Below are 25,716 nucleotides of genomic sequence, written 5' to 3'. Positions count from 1 at the left end.
TAAATATAGTTACAAATTTCCTTTTTTCATTTCTGCTGCTGCAAAATTTGCTGCCCTGGCTGTCAGAGCCATATAAAGTATGGACGGGCTTTGGTTGCCCGTACTGGTCATGCAAGCCCCGTCGGTCACAAAAACGTTCTTACAAAGATGTAGTTGATTCCATTTATTCAGCAGGGACGTTTCCGGATCTTTACCCATGCGGCAGCCGCCCATTTCGTGGATATCCAGGCCGGGAGCCTGTTTGTTTTCGTACGTTTCGATGTTCTTACAGCCGGCCTTCTCCAGCATTTCCCGTGTCTCTTTCAGGAAATCCTGTATCATGCGTTCGTCGTTATCGTCATATTCTACCGACGTGATCAGCAAAGGGATACCCCATTGGTCTTTCTGGTCCTTACTCAACCTGACATGATTGGCCGCCTTCGGCACGGTTTCGCCCTGCATATACATGTACAGCTTCCAGCCGCCGGGTTCGGTAAGCGAATCTTTATACGCCGCGCCAACCTGCGAAACGCTTTCATCGGTTTGATGCGGATCGCGGTAGGCGCCCATAAATGTTGTATATCCGCCAAAATAATCGGTTTCGTGTTTATGCAGGTTTTTGTAGTTAGCCAGTATCAGCTCTGTAGGGTTGCGGCCGAAGTAATACTTATCCAAAAAGCCGTCCATTTCAGCGCTCACCGATGCGCGGTAATTCTGAAAAGCAACATACTTGCCAAGCAGGCCGTTATCATTGCCTAAACCGTTAGGGAACCGGGACGAGGTAGAATTGAGTAATACCAAATTGCTATTGAGCGCCGAAGCATTCAAAAAAATGATCCTGGCTTTGTATTCAAGAACTTCTTTTGTATTGGCATCGATCACCCGTACACCCGAAGCCTTGCCCAGCTTTTCGTCATAAATCACAGAATGCACTACCGAAAAAGGCCGGATAGTCAAATTGCCGGTCTTTTTTGCCCAGGGTAAAGTGGAACTGTTCGAACTGAAATAGCCGCCAAACGGGCACCCCCGCATGCACATATTGCGCGCCTGGCACTTCACCCGGCCCTGTTCAAAATGTATCTTATTGGGTTTTGTCAGGTGCGCCCAGCGTGCATGTACCAGGTGGCGGTCGGGGTAATTCTCGTGTATCTTTTTGCTGACCACTTCCTGCACACAATTCATTTCGAACGGCGGCAGAAACTCTCCATCGGGCATGGCCTCGATACCATCCTTGTTGCCGCAAACGCCTATAAATTGCTCCACGTGCGAATACCAGGGCGCCACATCATCATACCCTATCGGCCAGGCTATGCCATAGCCAAATTTTTCGGGGTTTGTAAATTCGTATTTGCTCCAGCGCTGGCAGGCACGCCCCCAGGTAAGCGATTTACCCCCAACCTGGTAGCCGCGAATCCATTCAAAAGGCTTTTCCTGGATATAGGGATGATCTTTATCTTTTATAAAAAAATGCGCGTTATCCTCGCCGTAACCGGCAGCTTTGCTGATGTATGGATTCTCCTTGATCACCGATAACGGCATCCGGCCCCGGTGTTTAAAATCCCAGGGTGGGGTGTTGGCAGTAGGATAATCTTTGATATGTTCGACGTTCCGGCCGCGTTCGAGCACCAGGGTTTTCAATCCAAGTTCGCACAGTTCCTTTGCGGCCCAGCCGCCGCTGATGCCGGAACCGATAACGATAGCGTCGTAGGTGTTTTTAATTGAATCGTCCATTCAGAAAGGTAGTAAATTGGCGGATGAAAGGTAAGATTTTATCCAAAACCAGGCAATAAAAAAAGCCCCATGCGTGCACAGGGCCTTAAATTTTACCAAGATTGTTACAGGATTATTTCCTGCCTCCGCCAAAGAAGAACCCTAAAGCAAATGCAGCATAGTTAGAGTTATTCCCGAGTATGTTATATTCAGCCGATATCCTTAAATGCCCGGCTTCAAAGCCTGCGCGGGGGAAAAAACCGAATTTGGAACCTATCGACGCGTACTCGGTAGAGCCTCCGGTATTGTTGTTGATGCTGATAGAGCCCTGGTCGAAAATACCTACTCCTCCTCCAATAAACGGCCTGAAACCGCCTTTCATTAAATAATATTCAAGAGAGGGGCAATACGAATAAATAATGGAGATATCGGCGCTTGAGTTATCGCCGCTGTTGGTATCAGCATAACCTAAACCGGCGCCTTCGAACCTGAAACCTACCGCAAGCGCGTCTGTTATACGATAATGCGGTTCAACGGTAATCGTTGCCCCTGCTTTGACATTGGTCGAAGCATCGCCGTTAGATGGCGGGATAGCGTAACCAAACGTCAGGTCGACCTTAAACGCGTGGTAGGTGGCTGACTGGGCCTTTGCCAGCGCGGCACAACCCAGCAATGAGATAAGTAACAATAGTTTTTTCATGATAATTAGGTTTTAAGGGTTAATGGGTAATTGTTAAACAATGTCGTTGCCCGTAGCCCGATTTAATTATTTAGCGTACTGTTACGAAATATAACTCTAAGCTGTTACCTTTAACTCAAACTAACTTGCTGATGAAGAAGCTATTCTGCATACTTTCCTTGTTCCAGTTGCTAACCTGCGGTGTGCTTGCACAGCAAAAAACTATCCCTTATGGCAACAACCCGGCAGCAGGAAGGTATTATGATGTAAGGGGTATAAAAATGTATGTGGAGGTTTACGGGCAGGGCAAGCCTTTGTTGCTAACGCATGGAAATGGTGGCAGCATTGCCGCTTTCTCAAAAACGATACCTTATTTCGCAAAAAAATATAAAGTGATAGCGGTGGACAGCCGGGCACACGGAAAAACGGTTGACACCAAAGATTCACTAAGTTTTGAGATGATGGCCGACGATTTTTCGGCCCTGCTGGATAAGATGCATATCGATTCGGCGTATGTCATCGGCTGGAGCGATGGAGGCATCAATGCGTTAGTAATGGCTATGCGCCATCCAAAACAAGTGATCAAACTGGCATCGACCGGCGCCAACCTGACGCCTGATTCAACTGCGCTGCAACCGGCAGTATGGAAAGATTTCGTTAAACAATATAACGAGGACAAGGATAAGCCCCGCAATACAGCCAAACAAAAAAATGACTGGAAGATATTTACGCTGGATTATTTCCAACCGAACATACCTTTCTCCGCTTTAAAGGCCATCAAATGTCCGTCGCTCATTATTTGCGGCGACCACGACCTGATACCCATTGACCATACCACCAAAATATACCAGGCAATTGACCGGGCTTATTTATGGGTAGTACCGAACTCGGGTCACGCCACATTGATAGAACATGCAGATGATTTCAATAAACTGGTGGATGAGTTTTTCCAAAAACCATATCATAAGTTTTGAGCCTCCCCCCCAACCCCTCTCCAAAAGAGAGGGGCTAAATTTCAGCCAGCTTTAATTTTTTCAAATAATCAATATTGATCTTTGCGCTTTGCAAGGGGGTCTCGTGAAAATAACGGCTCTGTTCTACAAAGAAATATTTCATACCGTTATCCAAGCCTGTGGCAAGCAAATGCGCGTAGTTGATGATACCCTGCCCCAGGTCGCAGGCTGACTCTTCTTCGCTGTTTTTAGGTAATCGCTGTTTCAGCACATCGCGCATGTGGCAGAGCCTGAAACGGTCACCGTATTTTTTTATATAAGCCTCCGGGTCCTGCCCTTCGGTAACGGTATAATAAAAGTCCATTTCAAAGTCAACCAGGTTTTTATCGGTATTCGCCAGCAGCACATCTATGGGCAACTGACCATCTACTTTTTTATAAGGATAATCATGAGGGTGATAGCCAAAGCGCATACCATGTTTTTTGCATATCTCGCCGTTACGATTAAATTCATCGGCAAACTCTTTAAACTTATCTATCGATTTCTGCGGACCTTTCCAGGGGCAGATCAAATATTTCATACCGATTTCGGCCGCTTTTTCCGCCTGCTTTTCAAAGCCGCCGGGTTCATCGTTGTAATGACTGGATATTAGCATCAGCCCGCTATCCCCTGCCAGTTTTTTGAAATCTTTATTACTCATTCCCCAGAACATGCCCTTATCGCTGCCATAGCTTTCAATCTGCGAGTAACCCATTGCTCCAAGCTTTTTTAAAGTACCCGGTGCGTCCTTTGCCATATCCTCCTTTACCATATACAGCTGTATGCCGAAGGCTGGGAGTTTATGGGCCGGAGCCGTAAAAAAATTCGTTTTAGCAACCGGCAGGCTTAATGCCAAAAGGCCTGTGTTTTTTATAAATGCTCTTCTATTGGTCATTTGGACGGTCTGTTTTATGGTTAACACATTTTTCGGCGTATTTTATTTAAAGCACTGATAATCAAATATTTATATTCAAAACAGGAAAAATTGTGTTAACCATGTTAACCCTGATCAGCATCAGATATTCCCCTTCTTCATCTCTTCCGCCGCATGGTTAGCCGCCCTTGCAGCAAAAGCCATGTACAGTATCGACGGGCTCTGGTTGCCGGTACTTGTCATACAGGCCCCATCGGTTACATAAACGTTGTTGCACAGGTGCATCTGGTTCCATTTGTTTAGTAATGATGTTTTAGGATCGTTACCCATACGGCAGCCCCCCATTTCATGGATATCCAGGCCCGGCGCCTGGTGCGTGTCGTGTTTTTCGATATCCTTTACCCCGGCCACTTCCAGCATTTCAGCGCATTGCGTCAGGAAGTCCTCCACCATCTTGTCATCATTATCGTCATAACCCACCGAGGTGATGAGCTGCGGTATGCCCCATGGATCTTTTTGGTCTTTGCTTAAACGCACATGGTTATGTTCCTTCGGGATGGTCTCGCCCTGCATATACATGCCTGCACGCCATGGTCCCGGTTCCGACAGCGAATCTTTCAATTCGGCGCCGATGCCCGGGTTCCAGTACTGCCTGCCCCGGTTGGAGTAAACAAAAGTCAAAAAACCGCCCAGGTAATCGGTGTCCTGCTTATGCAGGTTGCGGTAATTAGCAATGATGGGGTTGGTAGGGTTGCGGCCATAATAGTATTTATCTTCATAGCCTTCAACCCGACCGTGTACGCTGCCCCGGTAATTCTGGAAAGCCATAAATTTACCCAGCAATCCGTTGTCGTTACCCAGCCCATTCGGGAAACGGGACGAGGTAGAATTAAGCAATATCAAATTCGTGTTCAAACAGGCCGCGTTAAGGAAAATAACTTTAGCGTAATATTCTATCTCCTCTTTGGTATTAGTGTCGATGATACGCACGCCGGTTACCTTTCCTTTCTTATCATCATAAATAACGGAGTGTACTACAGAAAACGGCCTGATGGTGAGATTTCCGGTTTTTTTCGCCCAGGGCAAGGTCGAGCTAACCGAACTGAAGTACCCGCCAAACGGGCAGCCGCGTGTACACAGGTCGCGCGCCTGGCATTGCCCGCGCCCCTGGTCCAGGTGAATTTGGTTTGGCTTCGTCAGGTGAGCCCAGCGGGTTTTCACCATAAAGCGGTCCTTATAATGGGCATGTATCTTTTTTTGAATATCAGCCTCCACACAACTCAGGTCGAACGGCGGCAGGTAATCGCCGTCGGGCAGGGCTTCCAACCCGTCTTTATCGCCGCAGATACCCGAGAATTTTTCGACATGCGAATACCAGGGAGCAATATCTGCGTACCTTATCGGCCAGTCGACAGCGTATCCATAACGCTGCGGCGCCGAAAATTCAAAGTCGCTCCAGCGCTGGCATGCCCGCCCCCACATAATGGATTTGCCACCAACCTGGTAGCCGCGTATCCAGTCGAAGGGCTTTTCCTGTATGTAGGGATGTTCGGCATCCTTTACAAAAAAATGGTGCGTATCCTCGCCGTAAGCATAGCATTTACTTATAACGGGGTTATCTTTTATCACCTGCAGCGGTTCCTGCATACGATGCGGAAACTCCCACGGGCCCTTTGTTGCGGTCGGGTAATCCTTTATATGCTCGATATTCCGCCCGCGCTCCAGCACCAGTGTCTTTACGCCCAGGTCGCACAGTTCCTTAGCGGCCCAGCCGCCGCTGATGCCCGAACCTATTACTATAGCGTCATAGGTATGTTGTTCCGTTCCTTTACTCATAGTCAATCAATTACTTTACTTCGAACAAAACCAGGTCGATCGCTTTTTTGCTTGTCGGCGACAGGTAAAAAGAAATGCCTGGCGGTATATAAGTTTCTTTACCGGCTTTTATGATGATCGTTTTATTATTTTTTGTGTTGTGCAGGATAATATCATTGCCCACCACCAGGCCGGCGATCATCGGTCCGCGATTATCGATGATCTGTTTATCTACCGCGGTTACACGATATGCGATGGCTTTTTCTTCGTTAAACAAAACAGTAAACGGCAATGGTGTGCGATCCGAATTTGGTTCGTAGCCCGAAAGCAGCTCAATATCAGTGACGTGATAGTTCGTCGTATCCCAATTACTTACCCGGTGAATAACGGTATCCCTGGCGAAGTTGCGGTAAAAGACATTACCTGCCACACTTTTCCCGCTTTCCCAACTTCCTCCCCTGTTTTGAGTGGCGCTAACCGTATTTGTAAAAAATAAAATAACCGATGGCGTGGAATGAATATGCTGTAATGTTGTATCATGAGGTGGGATGTTTACGTCCAGCACCCTGAAATATTTATTTTCCAGCACATTATGGTGCCGCGGCTCGTAACGCACCTGCACCTGGGCGACCAAGTTCGCGGAAACGATCAATAATACTGACAAGCAAAACAGGCTGTATCTCATCATCCTGATAATTATTAACTATCGTTCTCGCAATAAAACACCGTCACATCCCGGTGCAGCCATAAAACTGAGGCCGGCAGTTGTGAGCTTATTTTACCTTCGAAAAGCCGGTCCATAATATCCTTTTTGTTTTTGCCGAAAACCGGCAGGATGATCTTCTTTGATTGCAATATATCGGCCACGCCAAGCGTGAGGCCATATTTCATATCGACGCCCGAGCTTTTGATCATATTGTGATTTAGCGATGTCTCGCTTAACACGGTCAGGTGCGCATGAGGTTGCAGGAAATCTGCAGGTTCGTTAAACCCGATATGGCCGTTAAGTCCTATTCCTAATACACAAATGTCAATTGGCCCCTTAGCAGCTATAAAATCATTTATGCGTTTGCATTCCGCCCCCGGGTCCTTCGCCATAGCATTAAAGCCGGTATAATTTTCATCCGCGATGCCCAATGGAAGGATCATATATTGCTGAAGGTAATATTCGCAACTGGCGGGGTGGTCCATAGGCAGGTTATACCATTCGTCAAGCTTTAACAAGCTGAGTCCATTGGGGTCGATAAGGTCCTTCTTATCTGCAAGCAGCCGGTAAATACCAGTAGGCGAATTGCCCGTCGCAGTACAAAACAGCGACTTCGGCCTGCTGTTCAGGTCGTTTATAATGTATTCAGAAGAAAGTTCATTTAGCTCAGCAACGCTGGTACAACGGGTTATTTGCATAAAAGAAAGGATTATAGTTGGTGGTAAGCCAAATATAATCTTTCCTGCATTTTATTTCGAAATAATCTGTTTATTCAGGCTTTAACCTTGAAAAGATCACGTGATCGCCTTCCTTCAGCTTAGCGATATCGAAACCGTAATAGTATGTTACCCTAAAATGATCGTTATCTATTTTTTCGAAGACGAATTGCTGATAAAGTGTGCCCCTGCCTTGGTGTGCGCTCGCATTCGCCAAAATTATCTTTCCGTTTTCCCAGCCATCGCTGGTAAAATCGTTAAGACCGGTAAAATTATTTATGATATGCGACACGGTTTTTCCGTCGCGACCAGTAACCCATGCCGACGTAGCTTTGTACCTGTTAGGCGCTTTGTCGGCATAAATATTTATCAGGCTGGTGCTATCTGTCGAAATATAGAATGATACATCAGCTTCTACTTTTTTTCCATTGGCAAACTCACCGGTGCCGGCCCAACTGCCGGCAAAGTATTTTGCCATATCCACGTTGATTTTTGGTGACTGCCCTTTCGCAGAAATAGCTGATATAATCAACAGGCACCCGGTAATATATTTCGTTAACCTCATCATCGCATTAATTATTAAATCTCGACACCAGGTCGGGTGCAGCGCCGGGCATCTTTATCTTATACCGGTACATACCATTGAACTGATCCTCTTCCTTCAGGAATTCATGATTTTTCTTGCTGATCCAAAAGGTTTGCGTGTAATGGGTACTGCCATTGGTTCCTTCGGTAAAAAGTTTCCAGCAATCAACCTTTTGATTATCGAGTGTTGCCAGAACCTCGCTCCCGGTAACTTTGTAAATCACATATTCCGGGGGGTTAAGCCCTGCATCATAAAAATTGATCGCGAAAGTTTTGTTCGCGGCAAGTGGCAGCATTTCAAATGTCTCGATATCCAGATCCCAGTTAAAATTAGGCACCTTAAAATCAAGGCTGAAATCTTTATGGGCATTGTTAGCCACGCTATCGGCGCCGGTTATTTTGTCCCTGCTCCAGTTGTAAGCCTTGGTTATACCTTTAATGGTCAGCGATATGTAAACCGGTGCAAAGTCTTCGGCTTTGTTTATCGAGTAAATACTCCGGTATGCTGCGCTGTCGCTTCCATACCAGTGCTGCGTAATGGCAAAGACTTTTTCGCCGTCGCGGTTTTTCAATTCAATATTACGAAGCCAGTACCAAAACCTGATGGTTTGCTTGTTTTTGGGGTTTTGAAAATATACCAGGTACTGGTTTAACCCCGGTTTAAGAACAGACGTATTAAGGCGCTTATCCTGTAAACGGATCGTATCGGCCTGCCCGTAGGCAAATAAACCGGCCAGACAGGTTATGAGTAATATTATAATTCTTTTCATGTTTTGGGGTTGTTATGGTCAATCAATTACCGGCATTGAATTTAACAGGATGTATTCCCTTTGATCTGCCGTAAACCTGAGGTCGGCCGACGTCAATGTAACAGATCGTTTCACCATCAGCTCGTCGCTTATAATGAGCCCGTTTTTGAACGTTGTATACCCTACCCAATGCGACCGCCCCGGAGCGATGTCCATAGGTGTTACCTTACCGTCCCTGGTAACATTCAACCGCTTCCGGTCATTATCATAAAAACCATCTCCCTCGCCTTCCCGCTTTAACCTGACAGTATGATTAGCAGCATCTATATCCAGCACGGTGATGGTTTGTTCGCCGGCGCCACCCAGTTCCCAGGCCTGCGGAATATTCATTTTCCATGAATTGCCTTCGCTAATTTTTGCAGGTGGTATACCCCATATCAGCGAGTTGTATAATACGCCGCTTCCATCGGTGTTAGTCATTGATGTGCCATCGTAATTTACTGTCTTCCCGTTGTCGTGCATTTCTACCTTGGAATGACTTTCGGCGCGGCCGTCGTACCGGAATACCCCGTCAAAAACAGGGTTTAACGGGCTGTTATTTATTACCGTATAAACGCCTGTTCCCCCTGCACGAAAAACAATTTCCGGAAAATCGGCCGATTTGTAAGATATGGTCCTGGAAAATATATTGCCCAGTTTTTCACCCGTTTTAACATCCAGTTTGAAAAACCCGGCACTGTTATAGCTTTTGCGTGCGTGGTTTTCTTTGTTATGTTTCTCCTTGATAGTACTTCTCTTTGGATAGGGCGGTAAGACCGCAAGGCAGCTCACCGCAATAACTACTGCTGTTTTCATAATTTTGTCAAATAACATATATCTGCGTATCGGCGAGCTTCCGGTTCACCTGCATTTCGAGATAATACATAAATAACAGGAGGGACAAGTTGAGTAATTCGGTGACAGCGGCGTACGAATCGGAAAACGGGTCGCGGTTATGCCAATGCGTATAAACTGCGCCCAGCATGATCAATATCAAACCGGCAGAGGCCGCCACGCCTGTTTTGAATCTGAAATGAAGCAGGATACCAAGCGCACATATAGTTTCTGCTGCCATAATAAAATACAGAAACCATATTGCGTAGCCCGACTGTTTAAAAAAATCGATCATGATACCCATGTTGGTTGATTTACCAACCGTCGCTACCAGGAAGGAGTTGCCGATGGATACCGATACGGCCCACAAAGTGATATTCATCGTTGAGGGAAGCAGGGTATCGTTTGATGATTCGTCCTTAGCATGCAGCCTGGTAAAAATGTTTACGGCCAGGTAGCCCAAAACCAGGTGAATGGCGTATGCCCCGTAATGGATAAGGATGTTAAGCGCCTTTAACAGGAAAGCATTTTTGATGCCCGCAAAGAAAAATATCCACACAGCCAGCGCCAGGTAAATAGCCACCATAAGGTAAGCCTTAGCCAAACTATGAACTGGTTTGGCATCGGGCTCCCATATAAAGTTCAATAACCCTCCAAGTAACAGCAAGCCGATAAAGATCATGATGTCCATCGCGTCAGTTTTCTTTTGCGGCCAGAGGAATTTTTACGGGCACCATTAAAATACCGGGCGCCTTATCCTGTGCGTAGTACAACGTTTTGCCATCGGGCGAAACAATTGGATCGAAATTGCCTTTGCCGTTGTTAACGTTGGCGCTTAGCTTTTCGCCCTGTGTCCAGTCATTGCCTTTTCGATAGCTGATATACAGTTCGTTATCACTTACGAAGATGATATAATGCTCATCGGGCGCTATGAAGGGATCATATATCTCCTTATCACCATTCAGTGCCAGCATTTTGGGCTTATCATAATGGTCACCGAGCCATTTAATGTAATATCCGTGCATTCCCTGGTTCCCATCGCGGTTTCGCGAACAAAAACATATTGTGCCTGAACCACTGACAGACGGGCCAAAATCATTACAGCCTTCCACATTTACAGGCGCATCGAAATGTTTTGGTGCCGACCAGCTATCACCTGATAGCTTATCTACATACCAGAGGTGAGCGTTTTCCTGCGCCTTATCCTGCGGGGCGCCTTCCAGCGGGCGGGTGGATACAAAGATCAACCGCTTGCCATCCGGGCTCATGGTGGGGTCCCAGTCTTTCCATTTTCCAGAGAAGGAAGCCGTTACCGGCGTACTCCATTTATCCCCGCTCCTTTTAGATACGACAATGGTTTGTCCATCGGCGATGAATACCGTTTTTTGGTTTGGCATAAAGGCGGCAACCGATTCATTACTCAGGTCGGCTTTACCTTCCTGCGAAAATACTTTTGGCTGTGCAGCCGGGTCAACTATAGCCTGGCCGAAAACAGAAAGGGTTGTACAAAGTACCGCGATACCCAGTACAACCCATTTAATGATGTATTTCATACAATAGATGATATGTTGAGATTTAGTTGATATCCTTACCGTCCTGCAGCTTTTGCACCATGGTGTTCACGATATTTTTATTTGCCGGGTCGGGTGCCTGTGACTGTGCTTTTTGTGCGTAAGTAAGCGCCTTTTTGTAATCGCCTACGGCTGAATAGCCCCTTGCCATACCCGCGTTGGTCAGAAATTCGTTCGGATGCTTGTCATAATTGATCTTGAACACTTCAAGCGCTTGCTGGCCTTTTTTCTGGCGTGTCAGGCTCCTGGCATAAAAATAAAGCTCGTTCACGTTGCCATAGGGGTATGCTTTTTTCATTACGTCGGCCGCTTCCTGGGTTTTGCCCAATCCATCCAGCACGCTGGCTTTGGTACTCCAGGCGGTAAAGCTTTTATCGCCGCCGAAATTCACGCTTGTAGCGGTATCGGTCCATAAAAGCGCCTCGTCAAGGTTGGTTTTGTTCTGAACGCAGTACTGCGCGGCCTGGTCCCAGGGCTCCCAGGTAAACCCTTTTTCGCTTTGCAACTCTTTTCTGAACGAAGCCAGCTGCGTACCCACTACGTCAACATCTATTTTGAACGGGATAACCAATTTCTCCCACTCCAATGCAACTACCGCACTTGATGGGGTTTGGTCGGTAAATTCATATTTCAGCCATTCAACACTTTTATCTACAGGTACCGGCTTTACTTTTACACGCAATACGTCTTCGCTGGGTTTGTAAAAGAAGCTACCCCATGAAGTTGAATTTTTCGAGAAAATGAGCGTGCATTCGTTTGGGTCGTAGGCAATAAAAAAGCCGTATTTACCTGCTGCCAAAGGCTGCCCTTCTATCTTTACATCGGTCGAGAATTCGATGATCGTATTTTCGTTGGCGCCGGCCCTCCACGGAGCCTGTTTCGACGGGCCAAAACCCTGGTCGACATAGCCAACAGGAACCAGTTCGCCCCAGATATGGCCGTCCCTTTTTTTAACCGCGGGGCGGCTATAGGTAATGGATACATTGGTGATACCGATACCCTCGCTTACCGATGCGCGTTTATTGCCACCGCTGGGCAGCGATGTTAGCTGCGCCTGCACCGGGCTGGTATAAATGATCTGCATAATTGCCAGTAATAAACCGGCGGTGATTAATTTCTTCATGTGAATGGTTTGAAAATTAATGTTCCTATTATTTTTACTTCCACAACGAAACGGCATCTTTTAAACCATGCGACAATAGCAACCACGCTGCGGCTGCAAGCGGGATAAGCTTTTGAACAAATTGGTATAATTTCATATCGGTTCGCGTGTAATTGTTTGTTAAAATTTGCCTTTATTGTAAGCCGCAGCAAATCATTTCAATCTGCACGGCAGTATTTTTAACCGATAGGCCCGGTTGATGGCATGTAGTGTTTTTACGGCTATTATTGAATAAGTAAGTCGGTTGGTTGAAAATGACGGGGCGGAATCAAAAAGCTTTGTATTTTTAAAAATGAATTTTTTGAAAGGAAAGGCAACGATCACCCAGTTGCAGGTGCTGATATGGATAGCCGTTTACCTGATCATTTTCTTTTCGATACTACCCGAGGACGGGCTGCCACAGGCTGCCAGCTTCAGTACCATCAGTGTAGCTTTCTACATTTTGATCATTTACGGGAACATCAAGTTCCTTTTTCCAAGGCTTTGGGAAAAAGGGCACAAGGTAACCTATGTGCTTTGTGTGATCGTCCTGCTGGTGGGGGGTGGATTAGCGCGGGGTTACCTCATCATGTCCATCTATAACAAGTTCATGGCTACCAAGCCCGAAGTGATGAACATTAACATGGCGCTGAATTTTATCATTGCCGGGTTCCTCAACTATATGCTCAGCTTTGTTTTCCGGATAGCGCTGGCCTATTTCAGCCTGAAGCAACAGGCAGAGGAGATATTACTACAAAAAAGCCAGGCAGAGCTCAATTTATTAAAGTCGCAGGTACAGCCACATTTCCTGTTTAATACGCTGAACAACATTTATTATGAAGCTTACCGCGAGGCGCCACGAACCGCGGGCCTGATTGAGAGACTTTCCGACATTATGCGCTATTTTGTGGATGAAAGCCCGAAGGACGAAGTTTCCCTGCAAACCGAGATACAGTTTATTGAAAACTACATCGCATTGGAAAAAATACGCATCCGCCACAAAACGGAGATCAACTTTGTAAAGGAATACAACGCCGAGTCGCGCATTCCGCCTATGCTGCTGATGACCTTTGTTGAAAATATTTTCAAACATGGGATAGATAAATCGAGCGCCGAGAACAAGATCGACATCTCCCTGATACAGCAGGACGGCTACCTGCTTTTCCAAAGCTGTAACAGGATACATCCAAAAGCGTCAAAAGAAGTAGCGCATGGCTTTGGGATACAGAATTTACGGAAAAGGTTAACCATGCTGTACGGGACCAGGTTCGAATTGAATATTGAAAACAATGGTCAAAAGTTTGTTGCGTTTTTAAAAGTGCCCATATCATGAGCTTAAGCTGCATCATCATCGACGACGAACCTAATGCGGTAAATTTGCTGGAGATTCTTATCCATCAAACAACCGACTGGGAGCTTTTAGCCAAATGTTACGATGCGCTGGAGGCGATGGCTTTCCTGAAAAAGAATAAGGTCGATTTTCTCTTTCTTGATATCAATATGCCGCAACTGACGGGCATGGAGCTTGCAGGGCTGCTGCCCATCGAAACCAAGATCGTTTTTACTACCGCCTATTCGGAATATGCCGCTGAAAGCTATACCTTTCAAACCATCGATTACCTGACGAAACCGATCACGCTGAAAAGGTTCCTTACTTCGACCCAAAAGATCGAATCTTATTTTGGCAAAAGGCGCGTGGTTGAACCTCCAACGCCACAGCATGAGAAAGAATATTTCTTTGTAAAATCGGGTAAAACACTTAGCAAGATAAGGCTCGAGGATATCCTGTATTTCGAGGGTGAAAAGGAATACGCGCGCCTGGTAACCACCACGGGACAATTGCTCATTTACCGGAGGCTTAAGGATATCGGGGCACAACTGCCGCTGCCATTTGTGCGGGTACATAACTCCTATATTGTCAACACCAGGCAACTGGAAAAGATACAGGACAATCACATTTATATAGCCGGCAAGCAGATACCTATCAGTGAAAAATTCAAACCTGAACTAATGGCGGTGATACAGCAACGGATATTTTGAGAGCCAGGAACCAAGATTTGTCTTGATTCCTGGCTCTTGGTTCCTGGCTCTATTCTACTTCGCAAACAACTGCCCCATGTCTTTAAACGCCTTAAACTCTAAGGCATTACCCGACGGATCGGTAAAAAACATCGTCGCCTGTTCCCCCGGCAAACCCTTGAAACGGATATAGGGTTCGATGATAAATTTGACACCAAAGTTTTTTAGGCGTTCAGCCAGTTTTTCCCATTCGTCCCACTCCAGCACTACACCGAAATGCGGCACGGGTACATCGTGCCCGTCTACAGGGTTGGTGTGATGTTTCGGATCGCCTTCAGGCTTGGGCTTATAATGGATAACAAACTGGTGGCCATACAGGTCAAAGTCGGTCCACAATTCATCGGTACGGCCTTCGGCGCAGCCTAAAACTTCGTGGTAAAATTTGCGTGCCGCCTCCAGGTCGTGAACCGGAACAGCGGCATGGAACGGGGTGAGTTTGCTCATGATGCAATTATAATTATTTTAATATTATCATATTTGCTTAACATGAATAACATCTGTTTGATCGAAGACGAACAAAAAGTATCAGCCTTTATCGTTAAGGGGTTGGAAGAGCATGGCTATACGGTTAAGGCCGCGGCAAGCGGGGCCGAAGGCCAAAAACTGATAGGAAAAGATAAATTCGATCTGCTGATTTTGGATGTAATGCTGCCCGACACCAACGGTATTGATCTTTGCCGGCAGATACGTGAGGACGACAATGACACGCCCATCCTGATGCTTACCGCCCTGAACCAGGTGCATGACAAAGTATCCGGCCTGAAAGCAGGTGCCGATGATTACCTGGTAAAACCGTTCCATTTCAGCGAGTTGCTCGCCCGCATCGAGGCCCTGATGCGCCGCAACAAAAACCGGGAAACGGATCATCAATTATTATTCGACGATCTTAAGCTGGATAGCTGGACCAAAACGGCGGAACGCGACGGTAAACAAATAACGCTGACCGCAAAGGAATATACATTGCTGGAACTGTTCATGCGCAACCCCAACAAAATACTTTCGAGGGAATATATTGCGGAAGAGGTTTGGGGTATCGGGTTCGACACGGGCACCAACTTCATCGACGTTTATGTGAATTATCTCCGCAAAAAGATCGAAAAGGATTTTAAGGGTAAACTCATCCATACCGTCATCGGCATGGGTTATATATTAAAGCAGGCAAATAAGTAATGAAAATAAAGAACAGGCTGGCGCTTTATTTTACCATTATCAGTGCGGTAATACTGCTGATAGCGCTTGCTGCAATATTTTTCACTTTCAGTTCTTTCGTAAAATCCGACTTCTACAACCGATTATCGGACCGCGCCAAAGTTGCCGCGCAATTATACCTGGAGGCTGATGAAATTCCTGTCGATTCGCTTAACCGCGTACGCGAACGTTACCTGAAGCAGATACCCGGCGAGGTTGTGCGTATCTATAACGACCGCAATGCCCCTTATTTCATCAAAGACAGGCAACAGTACTGGAGCGACAATGTGATAGACCTGGTTCGCCGCCGTAAGGAAATGGAATTTACCGAAGGCGACCGGCAAACCGTCGGTATCTATTATAACGACAACCAGGGAAACTTCGTGATATTGGTATCGGCCGAGGATATACACGGGCACCACCGTATAGAGGACCTGATCGAGATCATGCTGGTTATGATCATCTGCCTTTCGGCGGGTTTATTTTTTGTCGGCCGGTGGTTCGCAAAAAAATCGCTTGAGCCGATAGACGAAATTGTTGCCCAGGTACAGCAGGTGCGTGCAAGCAACCTTAGCCTGCGCATAAACGAAGGCAATGGCAAGGATGAGATAAGCGCCCTGGCAAAAAATTTCAACAAACTGTTAAAGCATCTTGAAAATGCCTTTGAATTACAGCAAACTTTCGTGATCAATGCTTCGCACGAACTTCGAACACCGGTTACCAGCATTATGGGCGAATTGGAAGTTACGCTGAATAAGCGGCGCACCCAGCAGGAGTATGAGCAGGTGCTGCGATCGGTACTATCAGATGCGGAAAGGCTGAATGAGACCATAACAGGGCTGCTGGAACTGGCGCAGGTGGACATGAATTATACGCAAGCTATACTTAGCCCTGTAGCCATTGATGAATTGATCTGGGAGCTTGCCGATTACTGGAACAGCAAAGCCGGCAGGGGATTATTTGTTGTCAATATCATTCACCTGCCCGACGACCACGAAAAATTGCTTATACCGGCAAACAAAGCGCTGCTCAGCATTGCACTGAACAATATTATAAGTAACGGCTATAAATTTTCAGATAACCGGCCGGTGCAATGCGACCTGGATGCCGGCAATGACCATATCAGTATTACCATTACCGATTCGGGCATTGGTATACCGCCCGGCGAAACCGACAAAGTGTTCAGGTCATTCTATCGCGCCACCAATGTGAAGGATTATTACGGCAACGGCATTGGCCTGTACATTACCGCCAAGATCATCAACCTGTTCAATGGCACCATAGATGCCCGTTCAAATCGTGGCAAAGGGGCATCATTTGTTATCAATTTCCCGGTTTAGTAATTCTAATCCCTTTCTAATCCGACTTTAATTCGGCTCTAATACTGCCCATCTACTTTTGCGCAAACAACAAAATATGCGTCTAAAGTTTATTCGCGCCTTTTTTTCAATTCAGCTTTTGGTTTCGGTCACGGGTGCACCCTTATTTGCGCAAGTGCAGTCCGATACTTTAAAGCTCACACTTAAACAGGCCGAAGATCAATTCCTCAAAAATAACCTTGACCTGATCATTCAGCGTTATAATATTGATAATGCAAGCGCCAATGTGATCACCGCGCGCTTGTTCCAAAATCCCGATTTCAGTTTTGCAAATGGCATCCACGCCACCGGGGTACCCAATGCATTCAGCGAACAGGCGGTCAGCGTCTCGCAGCTTTTCTTTACTGCCGGAAAAAGGAATAAAAATATCCAACTGGCAAAGATCGGCGTCGAGCAGGCCAAATATCAGTTCTTCGACCTGTTACGCACGCTAAAATTTACGCTCCACAGCGATTTTTACAATATCTATTTCCAGGAGCAGTCGGCTAAAGTTTATGATGAAGAGATAAGCTCGCTTGCAAAAACACTGGATGTTTTTAAACAACAGTATCAAAAGGGCAACATCGCCGAAAAAGAAGTACTGCGTATTCAATCGCAACTCTATTCCCTGCAAACGGAATACAATAGCTTGCTTACCAGCATAGATACCACGCAAAGCGAGTTGAAACTGCTCATCAAGGCATCACCTGCATCTTATATAGATCCGCAGGTAAATTTCGACAGCAACAAGGATGCCGTTTCTGCTGTTCCCTACCAGCAACTGCTTGATTCGGCCTACGCCAACCGATACGACCTGAAATATACCAAAGCGGCGGTCGACTATAACACACTCAACTTAAAACTTCAGAAGGCCACCGCTATTCCTGATGTTTCACTATCCTTCAATTATGATAAGCTGGGATCTTACGGCAACAATTTTATGAGTGCCGGCATTGCGTTCAGCCTGCCATTTTTCAACCGCAACCAGGGCAACATTCAGCAGGCACGTATAGCTATTGACCAAAGTAAAGTGCAGTTCCAAAGCCAGCAGGACCAGGTGCAAAGCGATGTGGCTACCAGTTACAAAAGTGCGCTTCGGCTCGAAAAACTGTATAACAGTTTCGACCCGAAGTTTAAGACCGACTTCACTAACCTGATCAAAGAAGTAAACATCAACTACGAAAAAAGGAACCTGAGCATGCTCGAATTCCTCGATTTCTATGATTCTTATAAAACCAACACCATCCAGCTGAACAACCTGCAATTGAGCAAAGTACTTGCGCTGGAACAATTGAACTACGCCACCGGGACACCCTTTTTTAATCAACAATGACAATGTATTCCAAACGATATGTAATGCCCCTCCTATACGCGGTCGCCATAGCCATATCGGCTATGGCGCTGCAAAGCTGCCACCATGCTGAAGAACCACCAAAGGACGAAAAATTTGAGGTGACCGACAGCCTGCTCAATAGCTTGCTGATAGACACTGTGAAAGAGGCGAGCGCTTTATCGGAGATCAATCTGACGGGAAATATAGCTGCCGACGAAAGTAAAATGGTAAAAATATACCCGATGGTAAGCGGCGTGGCACATGATGTTAATGTGCAATTGGGCGATGTGGTGAGCCGGGGGCAAACGCTTGCCGTAATGAAAAGCGCCGAGATGGCAGGCTTTACCAAGGATTATATTTCTGCCGAAGCTGATCTGCGAAGTGCAAAACGGGCTTTTGAATCAACCAGTGACCTGTACAAAAGCGGGCTTGCATCGCAAAAGGATTTTGAGCAGGCGCAATCGGATTATCAAAAGGCGGAGGCCGAAAACAAACGCGCGGGGGCCGTGGTGAACATCAATAAAAGTGACGGCCAGGGGTATTTGGTAAAATCGCCCATCTCAGGCTTTGTTATCGAAAAAAACCTTACAGATAATACACAGGTAAGGGCCGACAACAGTTCGAACCTGTTCACGATAGCCGACCTGTCGGATGTTTATGTGCTGATCAACATTTATGAATCGGACATATCCAACGTGCAGGTTGGCGACCCGGTAAAGATCACTACCCTCTCTTATCCTGATAAGATCTTCAGCGGTAAAATAGATAAGATATACGATATGCTCGACCCCGACAGCAAAGTAGTTAAAGCAAGGGTGAAAATAGAAAATCCGGGCAATAAACTTAAACCCGAAATGTTTGCCAACGTCACCATCAAGGCAAAATCGGGTGAGAACCTGCCGGTTATCGATACAAGGGCGCTGATCTTTGATAATGACAAAGATTATGTGATCGTGGTGGATGGCAAGGCCAAAGTGCATGTGCAGCAAATACAAATTGCAAAACGGGTGGAAAACAGGGCTTATATACGTTCGGGTCTTAAGGCTGGCGACCGTATCGTAGCTTCCCGGCAGCTGTACCTTTTTGAGTCGTTAAGAGATTAACTGAATCCGGAGCAAGAAACATGAACAAATTCATCAAAAGCGTACTGGCATTCTCGTTAAAGAATAAGTTCTTCATATTCTTTGTAACGGCATTAATGGCTGTCGGTGGCTATATCAGCTTTAAAAACATCAGTATCGATGCATTCCCGGATGTCACCAATACTTCGGTAACTATCATCACTCAATGGCCCGGCCGAAGCGCCGAGGAGGTCGAGAAATTCGTAACCCGTCCGCTAGAAATCGCCATGAACCCGGCGGAAAAGAAAACCAGCATCCGCTCATCCTCACTCTTTGGTCTTTCCGTGCTGAAAGTAACCTTTGACGACGATGTCGATTACGCTTTCGCGCGGCTACAGATCAATAATCATATTGGCGACGCTAACCTGCCCGATGGCGTAGATCCATCTATCGAACCGCCTTACGGCCCAACCGGCGAGATATACCGTTTTACTTTGGCGAGCAACCGCAAATCTGTACGCGAATTAAAAACCATTGAAGACTGGGTTGTAGAACGCGAAATAAAAGCCGTACCGGGCATTGCCGATGTGAACAGCTTTGGCGGCGAAGTTAAAACTTACCAGATAACCGTCGACCCGCAAAAAGCGTTGCAATATGGCGTTTCGGCACTTCAGCTATACGAGGCGGTATCCAAAAGCAATGTTAACGTAGGCGGTGATGTGATAGAGCAAAGCGGGCAGGCGTATGTGGTAAGGGGCATCGGCCTGCTAAATAATATCGACGAGATAAAAAATGTTGTTGTAAACAACGTAAAGGGAACGCCTATATATGTGAAAACCATTGCCGAGGTAACTGAGGGGGCCTTACCACGTTTAGGGCAGGTTGGCCGCGACCGCGACCCTGACGTGGTAGAAGGCATTGTGGTGATGCGTAAGGGCGAAAACCCCAGTAAAGTTATTGCGGCCCTGAAAGAAAAGCTGCATGATCTGAATACGAATGTCCTCCCTGATGACGTCAAGATAGTTCCCTTTTACGACCGCGAGAACCTGGTAAACTTTGCCACCGGGACGGTTCTCCACAACATGTTCGAGGGGATCATCTTCGTCACCATCATCGTGTTCCTTTTTATGGCCGACTGGCGCACGACACTTATTGTCTCACTCATTATTCCGCTGGCGCTCTTATTCGCCTTCATTTGTCTGAAACTAAGGGGTATGTCGGCCAACCTGCTATCGATGGGGGCGATCGACTTTGGCATCATCATCGATGGCGCTGTGGTGATGGTGGAGGGAATATTCGTCGTACTGGATATGAAGGCGAAAGAAGTTGGCATGGAGAAGTTCAACAAGCTCAGCAAGCTCGGGTTGATCAAACAATCCTGCCTGGTGAATGGGAAAGGCATCTTTTTTGCCAAGCTGATCATTATCACCGGCCTGCTGCCTATCTTCAGTTTCCAAAAGGTCGAGGGTAAAATGTTTTCGCCGCTGGCCTGGACGCTCGGCTTTGCACTGCTGGGCGCGCTGCTGCTTACGTTCACCTTTGTGCCCGCCCTTGCAAGTATCCTGCTAAAGAAAAACGTCAAAGAAAAGCACAATGTCATTCTCGAATTTATCATCAATGGCGCTATGCGGTTCTATAATTTTTGTTTTAAGGCCCGCAAAGTTATCTTTCCCGTTGCCATTATCTTCCTGGTATCGAGCCTGGCTTGTTTTAAGCTGCTGGGTACGGAATTTTTACCCGAACTGAACGAAGGCGCTATTTATGTGCGCGCAACGGGCCCGTTAAGCACCTCGCTGGGGCAGTCGGTAAAGCTGGCGAACGAGATGCGCAAGATTTTTTTGAGTTTCGATGAGGTGAAGCAGGTGATGTCGCAAACCGGCAGGCCAAACGACGGCACGGACGCCACAGGGTTCTATAACATCGAATTCCATGTGGACATCTATCCGCAGGACCAGTGGAAAAGAGGAGAAACCAAGGAAGAACTGATCAGCCGGATGCAGGACAAACTCAAGTTTTTTCCGGGCATCGACCTTAACTTTTCGCAACCGATATCCGACAACGTGGAGGAAGCTGTATCAGGTGTAAAAGGTTCCATTGTAGTCAAAATGTTTGGCGACGATTACAAATTCATCGAGAAGAAAGAAGATACGATCTACAACATTTTAAAAAGCGTTCAGGGGATTGAAGACCTGGGTATCCTGCGCAATATGGGTCAGCCTGAATTGCAGATCAACCTTAACCAGGCAAAAATGGCGCAATACGGCGTTGAAGCGGCCGATGCCAACGCGGTGATAGAAACAGCTATAGGCGGCAGGGCCGCAACCCAGATATATGAAGGGGAGCGCAAATTCGATCTGCGTATCCGTTACCCCGAAGACTTCAGGAATAATATATCATCTATCGGCGACTTACGCGTACCCTCCATCAGCGGCAACATGGTACCGCTGCGCGAGATAGCCGATATAACCAAAACCACTGGCATCAGCATGATCTACCGCGATGATCATAAACGTTATGGGGCCATCAAATTTTCTATCCGCGGGCGCGACATGGGAAGTACCATTAAAGAGGCGCAAAGCAAGGTTGAGAACCAGGTAAAGTTGCCTAAAGGCTATTCCCTGCAATGGGCCGGGGATTTCGAGAACCAGCAGCGTGCCTCGGCAAGGCTGGCGCAGGTAGTACCCATCAGTTTGCTCATCATCTTTTTTATCCTGTTCATCCTGTTCGGCAATTTCAGGGATTCGTTGCTGGTGCTTAACAATGTGCCATTCGCCATTGCCGGCGGTATCATCGCACTGATGATAACCGGGGTCAACTTTAATATCTCTGCAGGTATCGGGTTTATTGCATTGTTTGGCATTTGTGTGCAGAACGGCGTGATACTGATCACGAAATTCAAGACCAATATCCGCGACTTAAAGCATCATACTACCTGGAACCATTTCACTGACGCTTTAAGGGATGGCGTTGCCGACCGTATGCGCCCCGTTATTATGACGGCCATGATGGCGGCTATCGGGCTGCTTCCGGCGGCATTATCACATGGCATCGGTTCCGAAGCATCAAAACCACTGGCTATCGTGGTGATCGGCGGCCTGATCACCAATACCGTATTTAATCTTTTTGTTTTCCCTATCGTATTCTACTGGGCCTACCGCAAACGTGTGGAACGCGGCGAGATAGGGCGGATCTGATCAAAAATACTAATACCCCTAAAGTATCAGTGTTGTTGAAGGCGGTGCGGCTATGGCTGCATCGCCGGATACAATTTAATTTATACCAGGCATATCGTAATAAACATTTTGTAAATTTGTTTTATGGACATTCAGGCCGATAAAATTGAGCTGGCAAAATTAATATTAAGCACTAATGACACCGGATTGATCAACAAGGTAAAAGCTTTGTTCAAAAATGACGGTCACAATTTGTGGGATGAGTTACCACAACATATTCAGCAAGGTATTAATGAATCTATTGCACAAGCAGATCGGGGTGAGTTTGTGTCATTGGAAGATGTTAAAAAAGAGGTAAATACTTTGCTCAAAAAATGAGCTTTGAAATAATACTTACCCCGAAGGCAAAAGACACCCTGCTTTCCATAGTGAATTTTATAAAAGCGGAGTGGGGCCAAAATTCTGCTGAAAAGTTTGTTGCCAAAACTTATCAAACGCTGCACAATATCTCCATGCAGCCCTATCTCTTTAAGGCTTATTCAGGCAATGATGTTAGAATAGTCCTGATTGCCAAACAAACTTCTGTTGTATACAGAATTGGCTCCGATAAGATCGAAGTGCTTTTCTTTTGGGACAACAGGCAGGATCCTGTTATAACCGGTTAATTACTCTGCCCTCAAACTCTCTACCGGATTAGCATTAGCTGCCTTAACCGTTTTAAACGCTATGGTGCAAAAAGCAGTAATAATACCCGCCGATAACGATGCCGCAAATACCCACCAGCTTATAGTAACGCGGTAGGGGAAATCATTCAGCCACTTATTCATAAAATACCAGGCCGATGGCAGGGCAATGACGTTGGCTATAAGCACCAGCCTGAAGTATTGTTTATAGAACAGCAATACAATATTTCCTGCTCCTGCGCCTATCACTTTGCGTATACCGATCTCGCGCGTTTTTTGCGCCACCGTATAAGTGATCAATCCCAAAAGGCCGAGACACGAGATAAAGATGGCCAGGCCCGCGAAAATGCTTATCATTTGCTGCTCCCGCTGGTCCTGCGTGTAATCTGCCTGGAATATGGCATCCAAAAACCCGTACGAGAGAGGTGTATCCGGGTTCAGCTTTTTCCATTGATCCGAAGCGTATTGAACAGCAGCGGCGGCATGCTTACCATCAATTTTCGATACAATAGTGGTGCACCTCATCGGGTTAACCCCCATTATGGCACATGGCCCTATGGTGGCATGCAGCGAGAAATAATGATAATTTTTTACCACACCGACTATTTTATACTGGTACACTATCCCGTTGTGCAGGTGCGATACATATTGCCCCGGCGCTTTGTACGGGTCGAAGCCAAGCAGCTTTGCCGCCTCTTCGTTCAGGATCACCTGCTTGCCAAAATCGTGCAGTTCCGTATCTTCCTGCATATTGGTATTGGTAAACGTTTCGGGAGCAAAATTTGTACCCGCTATCAATTGCAGGCCAAGTGTTTTTAAATAGTTCTCATCGGCAAAATCAAAAAAAACGATCTGCTTATCGGCAATTGTTTTATTGGATGCATACAGATTCATATCGCCCGATACCAGCGGCGCGGTTGCTTTGGTAACTGATTTGAAATTGACATTTGCGGCAAGCCGGTTTGCCAGCAGGGTACTGTTTCGTTGTGCCTGTTCACCATTCAGGTTTAATACCAATTGCTGATCGCCGTCGAAGCCTGTTTTGGCGCTCAGCATAAAATCCAATTGGGTCCATATCACCAGCGTAGCAAAAATGAGGCAGGTTGAAATAATGAACTGCGAGACGATCAGCACCTTTCGCACGCTAAATCTGCCCGATGCTTCCACTACTTTACCTTTTAGTACTTTAACCGGGTTGAATGCGGACAGGTAAAAGGCCGGGTATAAGCCAGCCGCAACGCCGGTAACGAGGGTAATTAATATCAACCATAGAATCAGACTACTGTTCTCCTTTGCGAAGAAAGATAACGCCTGTCCAGTGAAATTATTAAACACCGGCAGGAACAAAAAGCCAAGTGCGATGGAAAACGCTAATGCTCCTAAACTGATAATGATCGTTTCTATCAAAAATTGATACCGGATGGCCGCTTTTCCCGCCCCCAGAACCCGACGTACACCTACCTCACGCGCGCGGCTTATAGCATGAGCCGTTGCCAGGTTCATGTAATTAATGCAGGCCAGCAGCAATATAACCAGGGCAATGGATGACAATAGGTACAGATATTTTATATTACCCTGTTTATAGGCCAGGTAATCCTGGTATTCAGACGAGTTGAGGTGAATATCCTTTAGCGCCTGTAGCGAATTGGTGATATGATCGCTATGTGATCTTAGTTCGGCGCCCGCGCGCCGTTGCAGGTAAGCGTTCAATTCCCTTATTACCTTCCCGGTATCGCTTCCGCGCTTTAGTTTTACATAGGTATAAAAATTATCATTCACTACCCAGCTGGTATTGTTCGCCATCAGCTCACGGATATGATCGCTGTTGTTCGATGCAAAAAAATCTGCCTGGATATGATTCAAAAAATCTTCCTTAAAAACACCGGTGATGGTATAAACTGTGCTGCCTGCTTTCAGAGTTTGCCCGATAGGATATTTGTCTTTGAATAATTTCCTGGCCAGCGATTCTGACAGCACTATCGCATTTGGCGCAGCAAGCGCTGTTTTACGATCGCCTTGCAAAAAGTGGAAGGAAAGCAGGTCGAAAAAATTTGGGTCGACCCAATAACCGGAGTTTTCTGTATAAGGTGGCTGATCGCCCGTCCCCTGCACCTGTACGATGGTAACACCGTTTGTCGGGTCCAGCCGGGCTGCCTGCTCAATTTCAGGTATCTCGTTTAGGTACCTGGCGTAGGGCAGGCCTACCGTAGGCGCTTTGCTGCCATCTTTAAAGGTGGAAGTTATACGGTAAATCTGCTCGCCATTATCAAATCCTTTATCAAAACTCAATTCGTGCTGAAAAAAAAGAAAGACAAGGGCGCAACATGCCAGGCCAACAGCTAAATCTAAAACATTGATAGCAGTGGTTATTTTATTCTTCCATAAATTGCGGAAAGCGAGCCTGAAGTAAGTTCTGATCATGTGATAGCCGTTTACCCAAAATTAACGGAT

At 46.4% G+C, this 25,716-nt stretch carries 24 protein-coding genes; 10 read left to right on the top strand and 14 right to left on the bottom strand.

Translation table 11 applies throughout. The features are described from left to right. Positions 1-9 precede the first annotated feature (9 nt). Together FRZ54_RS08565 and FRZ54_RS08560 are read right to left on the bottom strand one after the other, a co-directional pair. Complete coding sequence (locus tag FRZ54_RS08565; protein ID WP_147031215.1) at positions 10-1,710, bottom strand: GMC oxidoreductase; 1,701 nt, start codon at positions 1,708-1,710, stop codon at positions 10-12. A 112-nt stretch (positions 1,711-1,822) separates the two neighbouring features. Beyond that, entirely contained in the window at positions 1,823-2,389 is a 567-nt protein-coding gene (locus FRZ54_RS08560; RefSeq protein WP_147031214.1) for an outer membrane beta-barrel protein, read from the bottom strand. A gap of 131 nt (positions 2,390-2,520) precedes the next feature. Between FRZ54_RS08560 and FRZ54_RS08555 the strand changes: the two genes are divergently transcribed. Then, positions 2,521-3,342 carry an alpha/beta fold hydrolase gene (locus FRZ54_RS08555; protein ID WP_147031213.1) on the top strand — a complete coding sequence of 274 codons (822 nt, stop codon included), beginning with the start codon at positions 2,521-2,523 and terminating at the stop codon, positions 3,340-3,342. Between the two features lie 34 nt (positions 3,343-3,376). On the opposite strand, the gene FRZ54_RS08550 is transcribed toward FRZ54_RS08555, so the two are convergent. The 10 genes from FRZ54_RS08550 to FRZ54_RS08505 form a co-directional block, all read right to left on the bottom strand. After that, a complete protein-coding gene (locus FRZ54_RS08550) occupies positions 3,377-4,255 on the bottom strand; it encodes a sugar phosphate isomerase/epimerase family protein (protein WP_147031212.1) in 879 nt (292 codons plus the stop codon). A 120-nt stretch (positions 4,256-4,375) separates the two neighbouring features. Further along, positions 4,376-6,070 carry a GMC oxidoreductase gene (locus FRZ54_RS08545; RefSeq protein WP_147031211.1) on the bottom strand — a complete coding sequence of 565 codons (1,695 nt, stop codon included), beginning with the start codon at positions 6,068-6,070 and terminating at the stop codon, positions 4,376-4,378. A 10-nt stretch (positions 6,071-6,080) separates the two neighbouring features. Then, positions 6,081-6,737: a hypothetical protein gene (locus FRZ54_RS08540; RefSeq protein ID WP_147031210.1), complete on the bottom strand. Its 657-nt coding sequence runs from the start codon at positions 6,735-6,737 to the stop codon at positions 6,081-6,083. Positions 6,738-6,748: 11 nt separating this feature from the next. Continuing rightward, the gene (locus FRZ54_RS08535; protein WP_147031209.1) at positions 6,749-7,453 is read right to left on the bottom strand and encodes a 6-phosphogluconolactonase; all 705 of its coding nucleotides are present in this window, start codon (positions 7,451-7,453) and stop codon (positions 6,749-6,751) included. Positions 7,454-7,523: 70 nt separating this feature from the next. Then, complete coding sequence (locus FRZ54_RS08530; RefSeq protein ID WP_147031208.1) at positions 7,524-7,949, bottom strand: hypothetical protein; 426 nt, start codon at positions 7,947-7,949, stop codon at positions 7,524-7,526. A gap of 94 nt (positions 7,950-8,043) precedes the next feature. Further along, positions 8,044-8,826 (bottom strand): DUF3108 domain-containing protein, encoded by a 783-nt coding sequence (locus tag FRZ54_RS08525; RefSeq protein WP_147031207.1) that lies wholly within the window; start codon positions 8,824-8,826, stop codon positions 8,044-8,046. A gap of 18 nt (positions 8,827-8,844) precedes the next feature. Beyond that, positions 8,845-9,660 (bottom strand): hypothetical protein, encoded by an 816-nt coding sequence (locus FRZ54_RS08520; RefSeq protein WP_147031206.1) that lies wholly within the window; start codon positions 9,658-9,660, stop codon positions 8,845-8,847. 7 nt (positions 9,661-9,667) lie between these two features. Beyond that, positions 9,668-10,369 carry a DoxX family protein gene (locus FRZ54_RS08515; RefSeq protein WP_147031205.1) on the bottom strand — a complete coding sequence of 234 codons (702 nt, stop codon included), beginning with the start codon at positions 10,367-10,369 and terminating at the stop codon, positions 9,668-9,670. 4 nt (positions 10,370-10,373) lie between these two features. Next, positions 10,374-11,231 carry a TolB family protein gene (locus FRZ54_RS08510; RefSeq protein ID WP_147031204.1) on the bottom strand — a complete coding sequence of 286 codons (858 nt, stop codon included), beginning with the start codon at positions 11,229-11,231 and terminating at the stop codon, positions 10,374-10,376. Between the two features lie 22 nt (positions 11,232-11,253). Beyond that, positions 11,254-12,372, bottom strand: a complete 1,119-nt coding sequence (locus FRZ54_RS08505; protein WP_147031203.1) for a DUF2911 domain-containing protein — start codon at positions 12,370-12,372, stop codon at positions 11,254-11,256. 331 nt (positions 12,373-12,703) lie between these two features. Between FRZ54_RS08505 and FRZ54_RS08500 the strand changes: the two genes are divergently transcribed. Next, on the top strand, positions 12,704-13,723 hold the full coding sequence (locus tag FRZ54_RS08500; protein ID WP_147031202.1) for a sensor histidine kinase: 1,020 nt from the start codon (positions 12,704-12,706) through the stop codon (positions 13,721-13,723). Next, positions 13,720-14,430: a LytR/AlgR family response regulator transcription factor gene (locus FRZ54_RS08495; protein WP_147031201.1), complete on the top strand. Its 711-nt coding sequence runs from the start codon at positions 13,720-13,722 to the stop codon at positions 14,428-14,430. The genes FRZ54_RS08500 and FRZ54_RS08495 overlap by 4 nt, the downstream gene beginning before the upstream one ends. A 54-nt stretch (positions 14,431-14,484) precedes the next feature. Here the strand turns inward: FRZ54_RS08495 and FRZ54_RS08490 are convergent, their stop codons facing one another. After that, positions 14,485-14,913, bottom strand: a complete 429-nt coding sequence (locus tag FRZ54_RS08490) for a VOC family protein (RefSeq protein ID WP_147031200.1) — start codon at positions 14,911-14,913, stop codon at positions 14,485-14,487. A gap of 42 nt (positions 14,914-14,955) precedes the next feature. On the opposite strand from FRZ54_RS08490, the gene FRZ54_RS08485 reads away from it, so the two are divergent. The 7 genes from FRZ54_RS08485 to FRZ54_RS08455 all read left to right on the top strand — a co-directional run bounded on the left by FRZ54_RS08485 (position 14,956) and on the right by FRZ54_RS08455 (position 23,247). Continuing rightward, positions 14,956-15,639 (top strand): response regulator transcription factor, encoded by a 684-nt coding sequence (locus tag FRZ54_RS08485; protein WP_147031199.1) that lies wholly within the window; start codon positions 14,956-14,958, stop codon positions 15,637-15,639. Then, on the top strand, positions 15,639-16,997 hold the full coding sequence (locus FRZ54_RS08480) for a HAMP domain-containing sensor histidine kinase (RefSeq protein ID WP_147031198.1): 1,359 nt from the start codon (positions 15,639-15,641) through the stop codon (positions 16,995-16,997). Before FRZ54_RS08485 ends, FRZ54_RS08480 begins: the two co-directional genes overlap by 1 nt. A 76-nt stretch (positions 16,998-17,073) precedes the next feature. Further along, the gene (locus tag FRZ54_RS08475) at positions 17,074-18,348 is read left to right on the top strand and encodes a TolC family protein (protein WP_147031197.1); all 1,275 of its coding nucleotides are present in this window, start codon (positions 17,074-17,076) and stop codon (positions 18,346-18,348) included. Positions 18,349-18,371: 23 nt separating this feature from the next. Further along, positions 18,372-19,451 (top strand): efflux RND transporter periplasmic adaptor subunit, encoded by a 1,080-nt coding sequence (locus FRZ54_RS08470; RefSeq protein WP_228462660.1) that lies wholly within the window; start codon positions 18,372-18,374, stop codon positions 19,449-19,451. Positions 19,452-19,471: 20 nt separating this feature from the next. Beyond that, a complete protein-coding gene (locus FRZ54_RS08465) occupies positions 19,472-22,603 on the top strand; it encodes an efflux RND transporter permease subunit (protein WP_147031195.1) in 3,132 nt (1,043 codons plus the stop codon). Between the two features lie 123 nt (positions 22,604-22,726). Next, positions 22,727-22,960, top strand: a complete 234-nt coding sequence (locus tag FRZ54_RS08460; RefSeq protein WP_147031194.1) for a hypothetical protein — start codon at positions 22,727-22,729, stop codon at positions 22,958-22,960. Continuing rightward, on the top strand, positions 22,957-23,247 hold the full coding sequence (locus FRZ54_RS08455; RefSeq protein ID WP_147031193.1) for a type II toxin-antitoxin system RelE/ParE family toxin: 291 nt from the start codon (positions 22,957-22,959) through the stop codon (positions 23,245-23,247). The genes FRZ54_RS08460 and FRZ54_RS08455 overlap by 4 nt, the downstream gene beginning before the upstream one ends. On the opposite strand, the gene FRZ54_RS08450 is transcribed toward FRZ54_RS08455, so the two are convergent. Next, entirely contained in the window at positions 23,248-25,686 is a 2,439-nt protein-coding gene (locus FRZ54_RS08450; RefSeq protein ID WP_147031192.1) for an ABC transporter permease, read from the bottom strand. Positions 25,687-25,716 lie beyond the last annotated feature (30 nt).

The sequence above is a fragment of the Mucilaginibacter ginsenosidivorans genome (assembly GCF_007971025.1).
Taxonomy (GTDB): domain Bacteria; phylum Bacteroidota; class Bacteroidia; order Sphingobacteriales; family Sphingobacteriaceae; genus Mucilaginibacter; species Mucilaginibacter ginsenosidivorans.
This window is presented reverse-complemented; position numbering and strand designations above follow the sequence as displayed.

Coding starts and splice junctions, on each gene's coding strand:
- FRZ54_RS08505 (WP_147031203.1), bottom strand. CDS start 12,372: ATGAAGAAATTAATCACCGCCGGTTTATTACTGGCAATTATGCAGATC.
- FRZ54_RS08545 (WP_147031211.1), bottom strand. CDS start 6,070: ATGAGTAAAGGAACGGAACAACATACCTATGACGCTATAGTAATAGGT.
- FRZ54_RS08520 (WP_147031206.1), bottom strand. CDS start 9,660: ATGAAAACAGCAGTAGTTATTGCGGTGAGCTGCCTTGCGGTCTTACCG.
- FRZ54_RS08530 (WP_147031208.1), bottom strand. CDS start 7,949: ATGGCAAAATACTTTGCCGGCAGTTGGGCCGGCACCGGTGAGTTTGCC.
- FRZ54_RS08515 (WP_147031205.1), bottom strand. CDS start 10,369: ATGGACATCATGATCTTTATCGGCTTGCTGTTACTTGGAGGGTTATTG.
- FRZ54_RS08470 (WP_228462660.1), top strand. CDS start 18,372: ATGCCCCTCCTATACGCGGTCGCCATAGCCATATCGGCTATGGCGCTG.
- FRZ54_RS08475 (WP_147031197.1), top strand. CDS start 17,074: ATGCGTCTAAAGTTTATTCGCGCCTTTTTTTCAATTCAGCTTTTGGTT.
- FRZ54_RS08480 (WP_147031198.1), top strand. CDS start 15,639: ATGAAAATAAAGAACAGGCTGGCGCTTTATTTTACCATTATCAGTGCG.
- FRZ54_RS08535 (WP_147031209.1), bottom strand. CDS start 7,453: ATGCAAATAACCCGTTGTACCAGCGTTGCTGAGCTAAATGAACTTTCT.
- FRZ54_RS08565 (WP_147031215.1), bottom strand. CDS start 1,710: ATGGACGATTCAATTAAAAACACCTACGACGCTATCGTTATCGGTTCC.
- FRZ54_RS08560 (WP_147031214.1), bottom strand. CDS start 2,389: ATGAAAAAACTATTGTTACTTATCTCATTGCTGGGTTGTGCCGCGCTG.
- FRZ54_RS08450 (WP_147031192.1), bottom strand. CDS start 25,686: ATGATCAGAACTTACTTCAGGCTCGCTTTCCGCAATTTATGGAAGAAT.
- FRZ54_RS08490 (WP_147031200.1), bottom strand. CDS start 14,913: ATGAGCAAACTCACCCCGTTCCATGCCGCTGTTCCGGTTCACGACCTG.
- FRZ54_RS08550 (WP_147031212.1), bottom strand. CDS start 4,255: ATGACCAATAGAAGAGCATTTATAAAAAACACAGGCCTTTTGGCATTA.
- FRZ54_RS08540 (WP_147031210.1), bottom strand. CDS start 6,737: ATGATGAGATACAGCCTGTTTTGCTTGTCAGTATTATTGATCGTTTCC.
- FRZ54_RS08455 (WP_147031193.1), top strand. CDS start 22,957: ATGAGCTTTGAAATAATACTTACCCCGAAGGCAAAAGACACCCTGCTT.
- FRZ54_RS08460 (WP_147031194.1), top strand. CDS start 22,727: ATGGACATTCAGGCCGATAAAATTGAGCTGGCAAAATTAATATTAAGC.
- FRZ54_RS08525 (WP_147031207.1), bottom strand. CDS start 8,826: ATGAAAAGAATTATAATATTACTCATAACCTGTCTGGCCGGTTTATTT.
- FRZ54_RS08465 (WP_147031195.1), top strand. CDS start 19,472: ATGAACAAATTCATCAAAAGCGTACTGGCATTCTCGTTAAAGAATAAG.
- FRZ54_RS08510 (WP_147031204.1), bottom strand. CDS start 11,231: ATGAAATACATCATTAAATGGGTTGTACTGGGTATCGCGGTACTTTGT.
- FRZ54_RS08495 (WP_147031201.1), top strand. CDS start 13,720: ATGAGCTTAAGCTGCATCATCATCGACGACGAACCTAATGCGGTAAAT.
- FRZ54_RS08485 (WP_147031199.1), top strand. CDS start 14,956: ATGAATAACATCTGTTTGATCGAAGACGAACAAAAAGTATCAGCCTTT.
- FRZ54_RS08500 (WP_147031202.1), top strand. CDS start 12,704: ATGAATTTTTTGAAAGGAAAGGCAACGATCACCCAGTTGCAGGTGCTG.
- FRZ54_RS08555 (WP_147031213.1), top strand. CDS start 2,521: ATGAAGAAGCTATTCTGCATACTTTCCTTGTTCCAGTTGCTAACCTGC.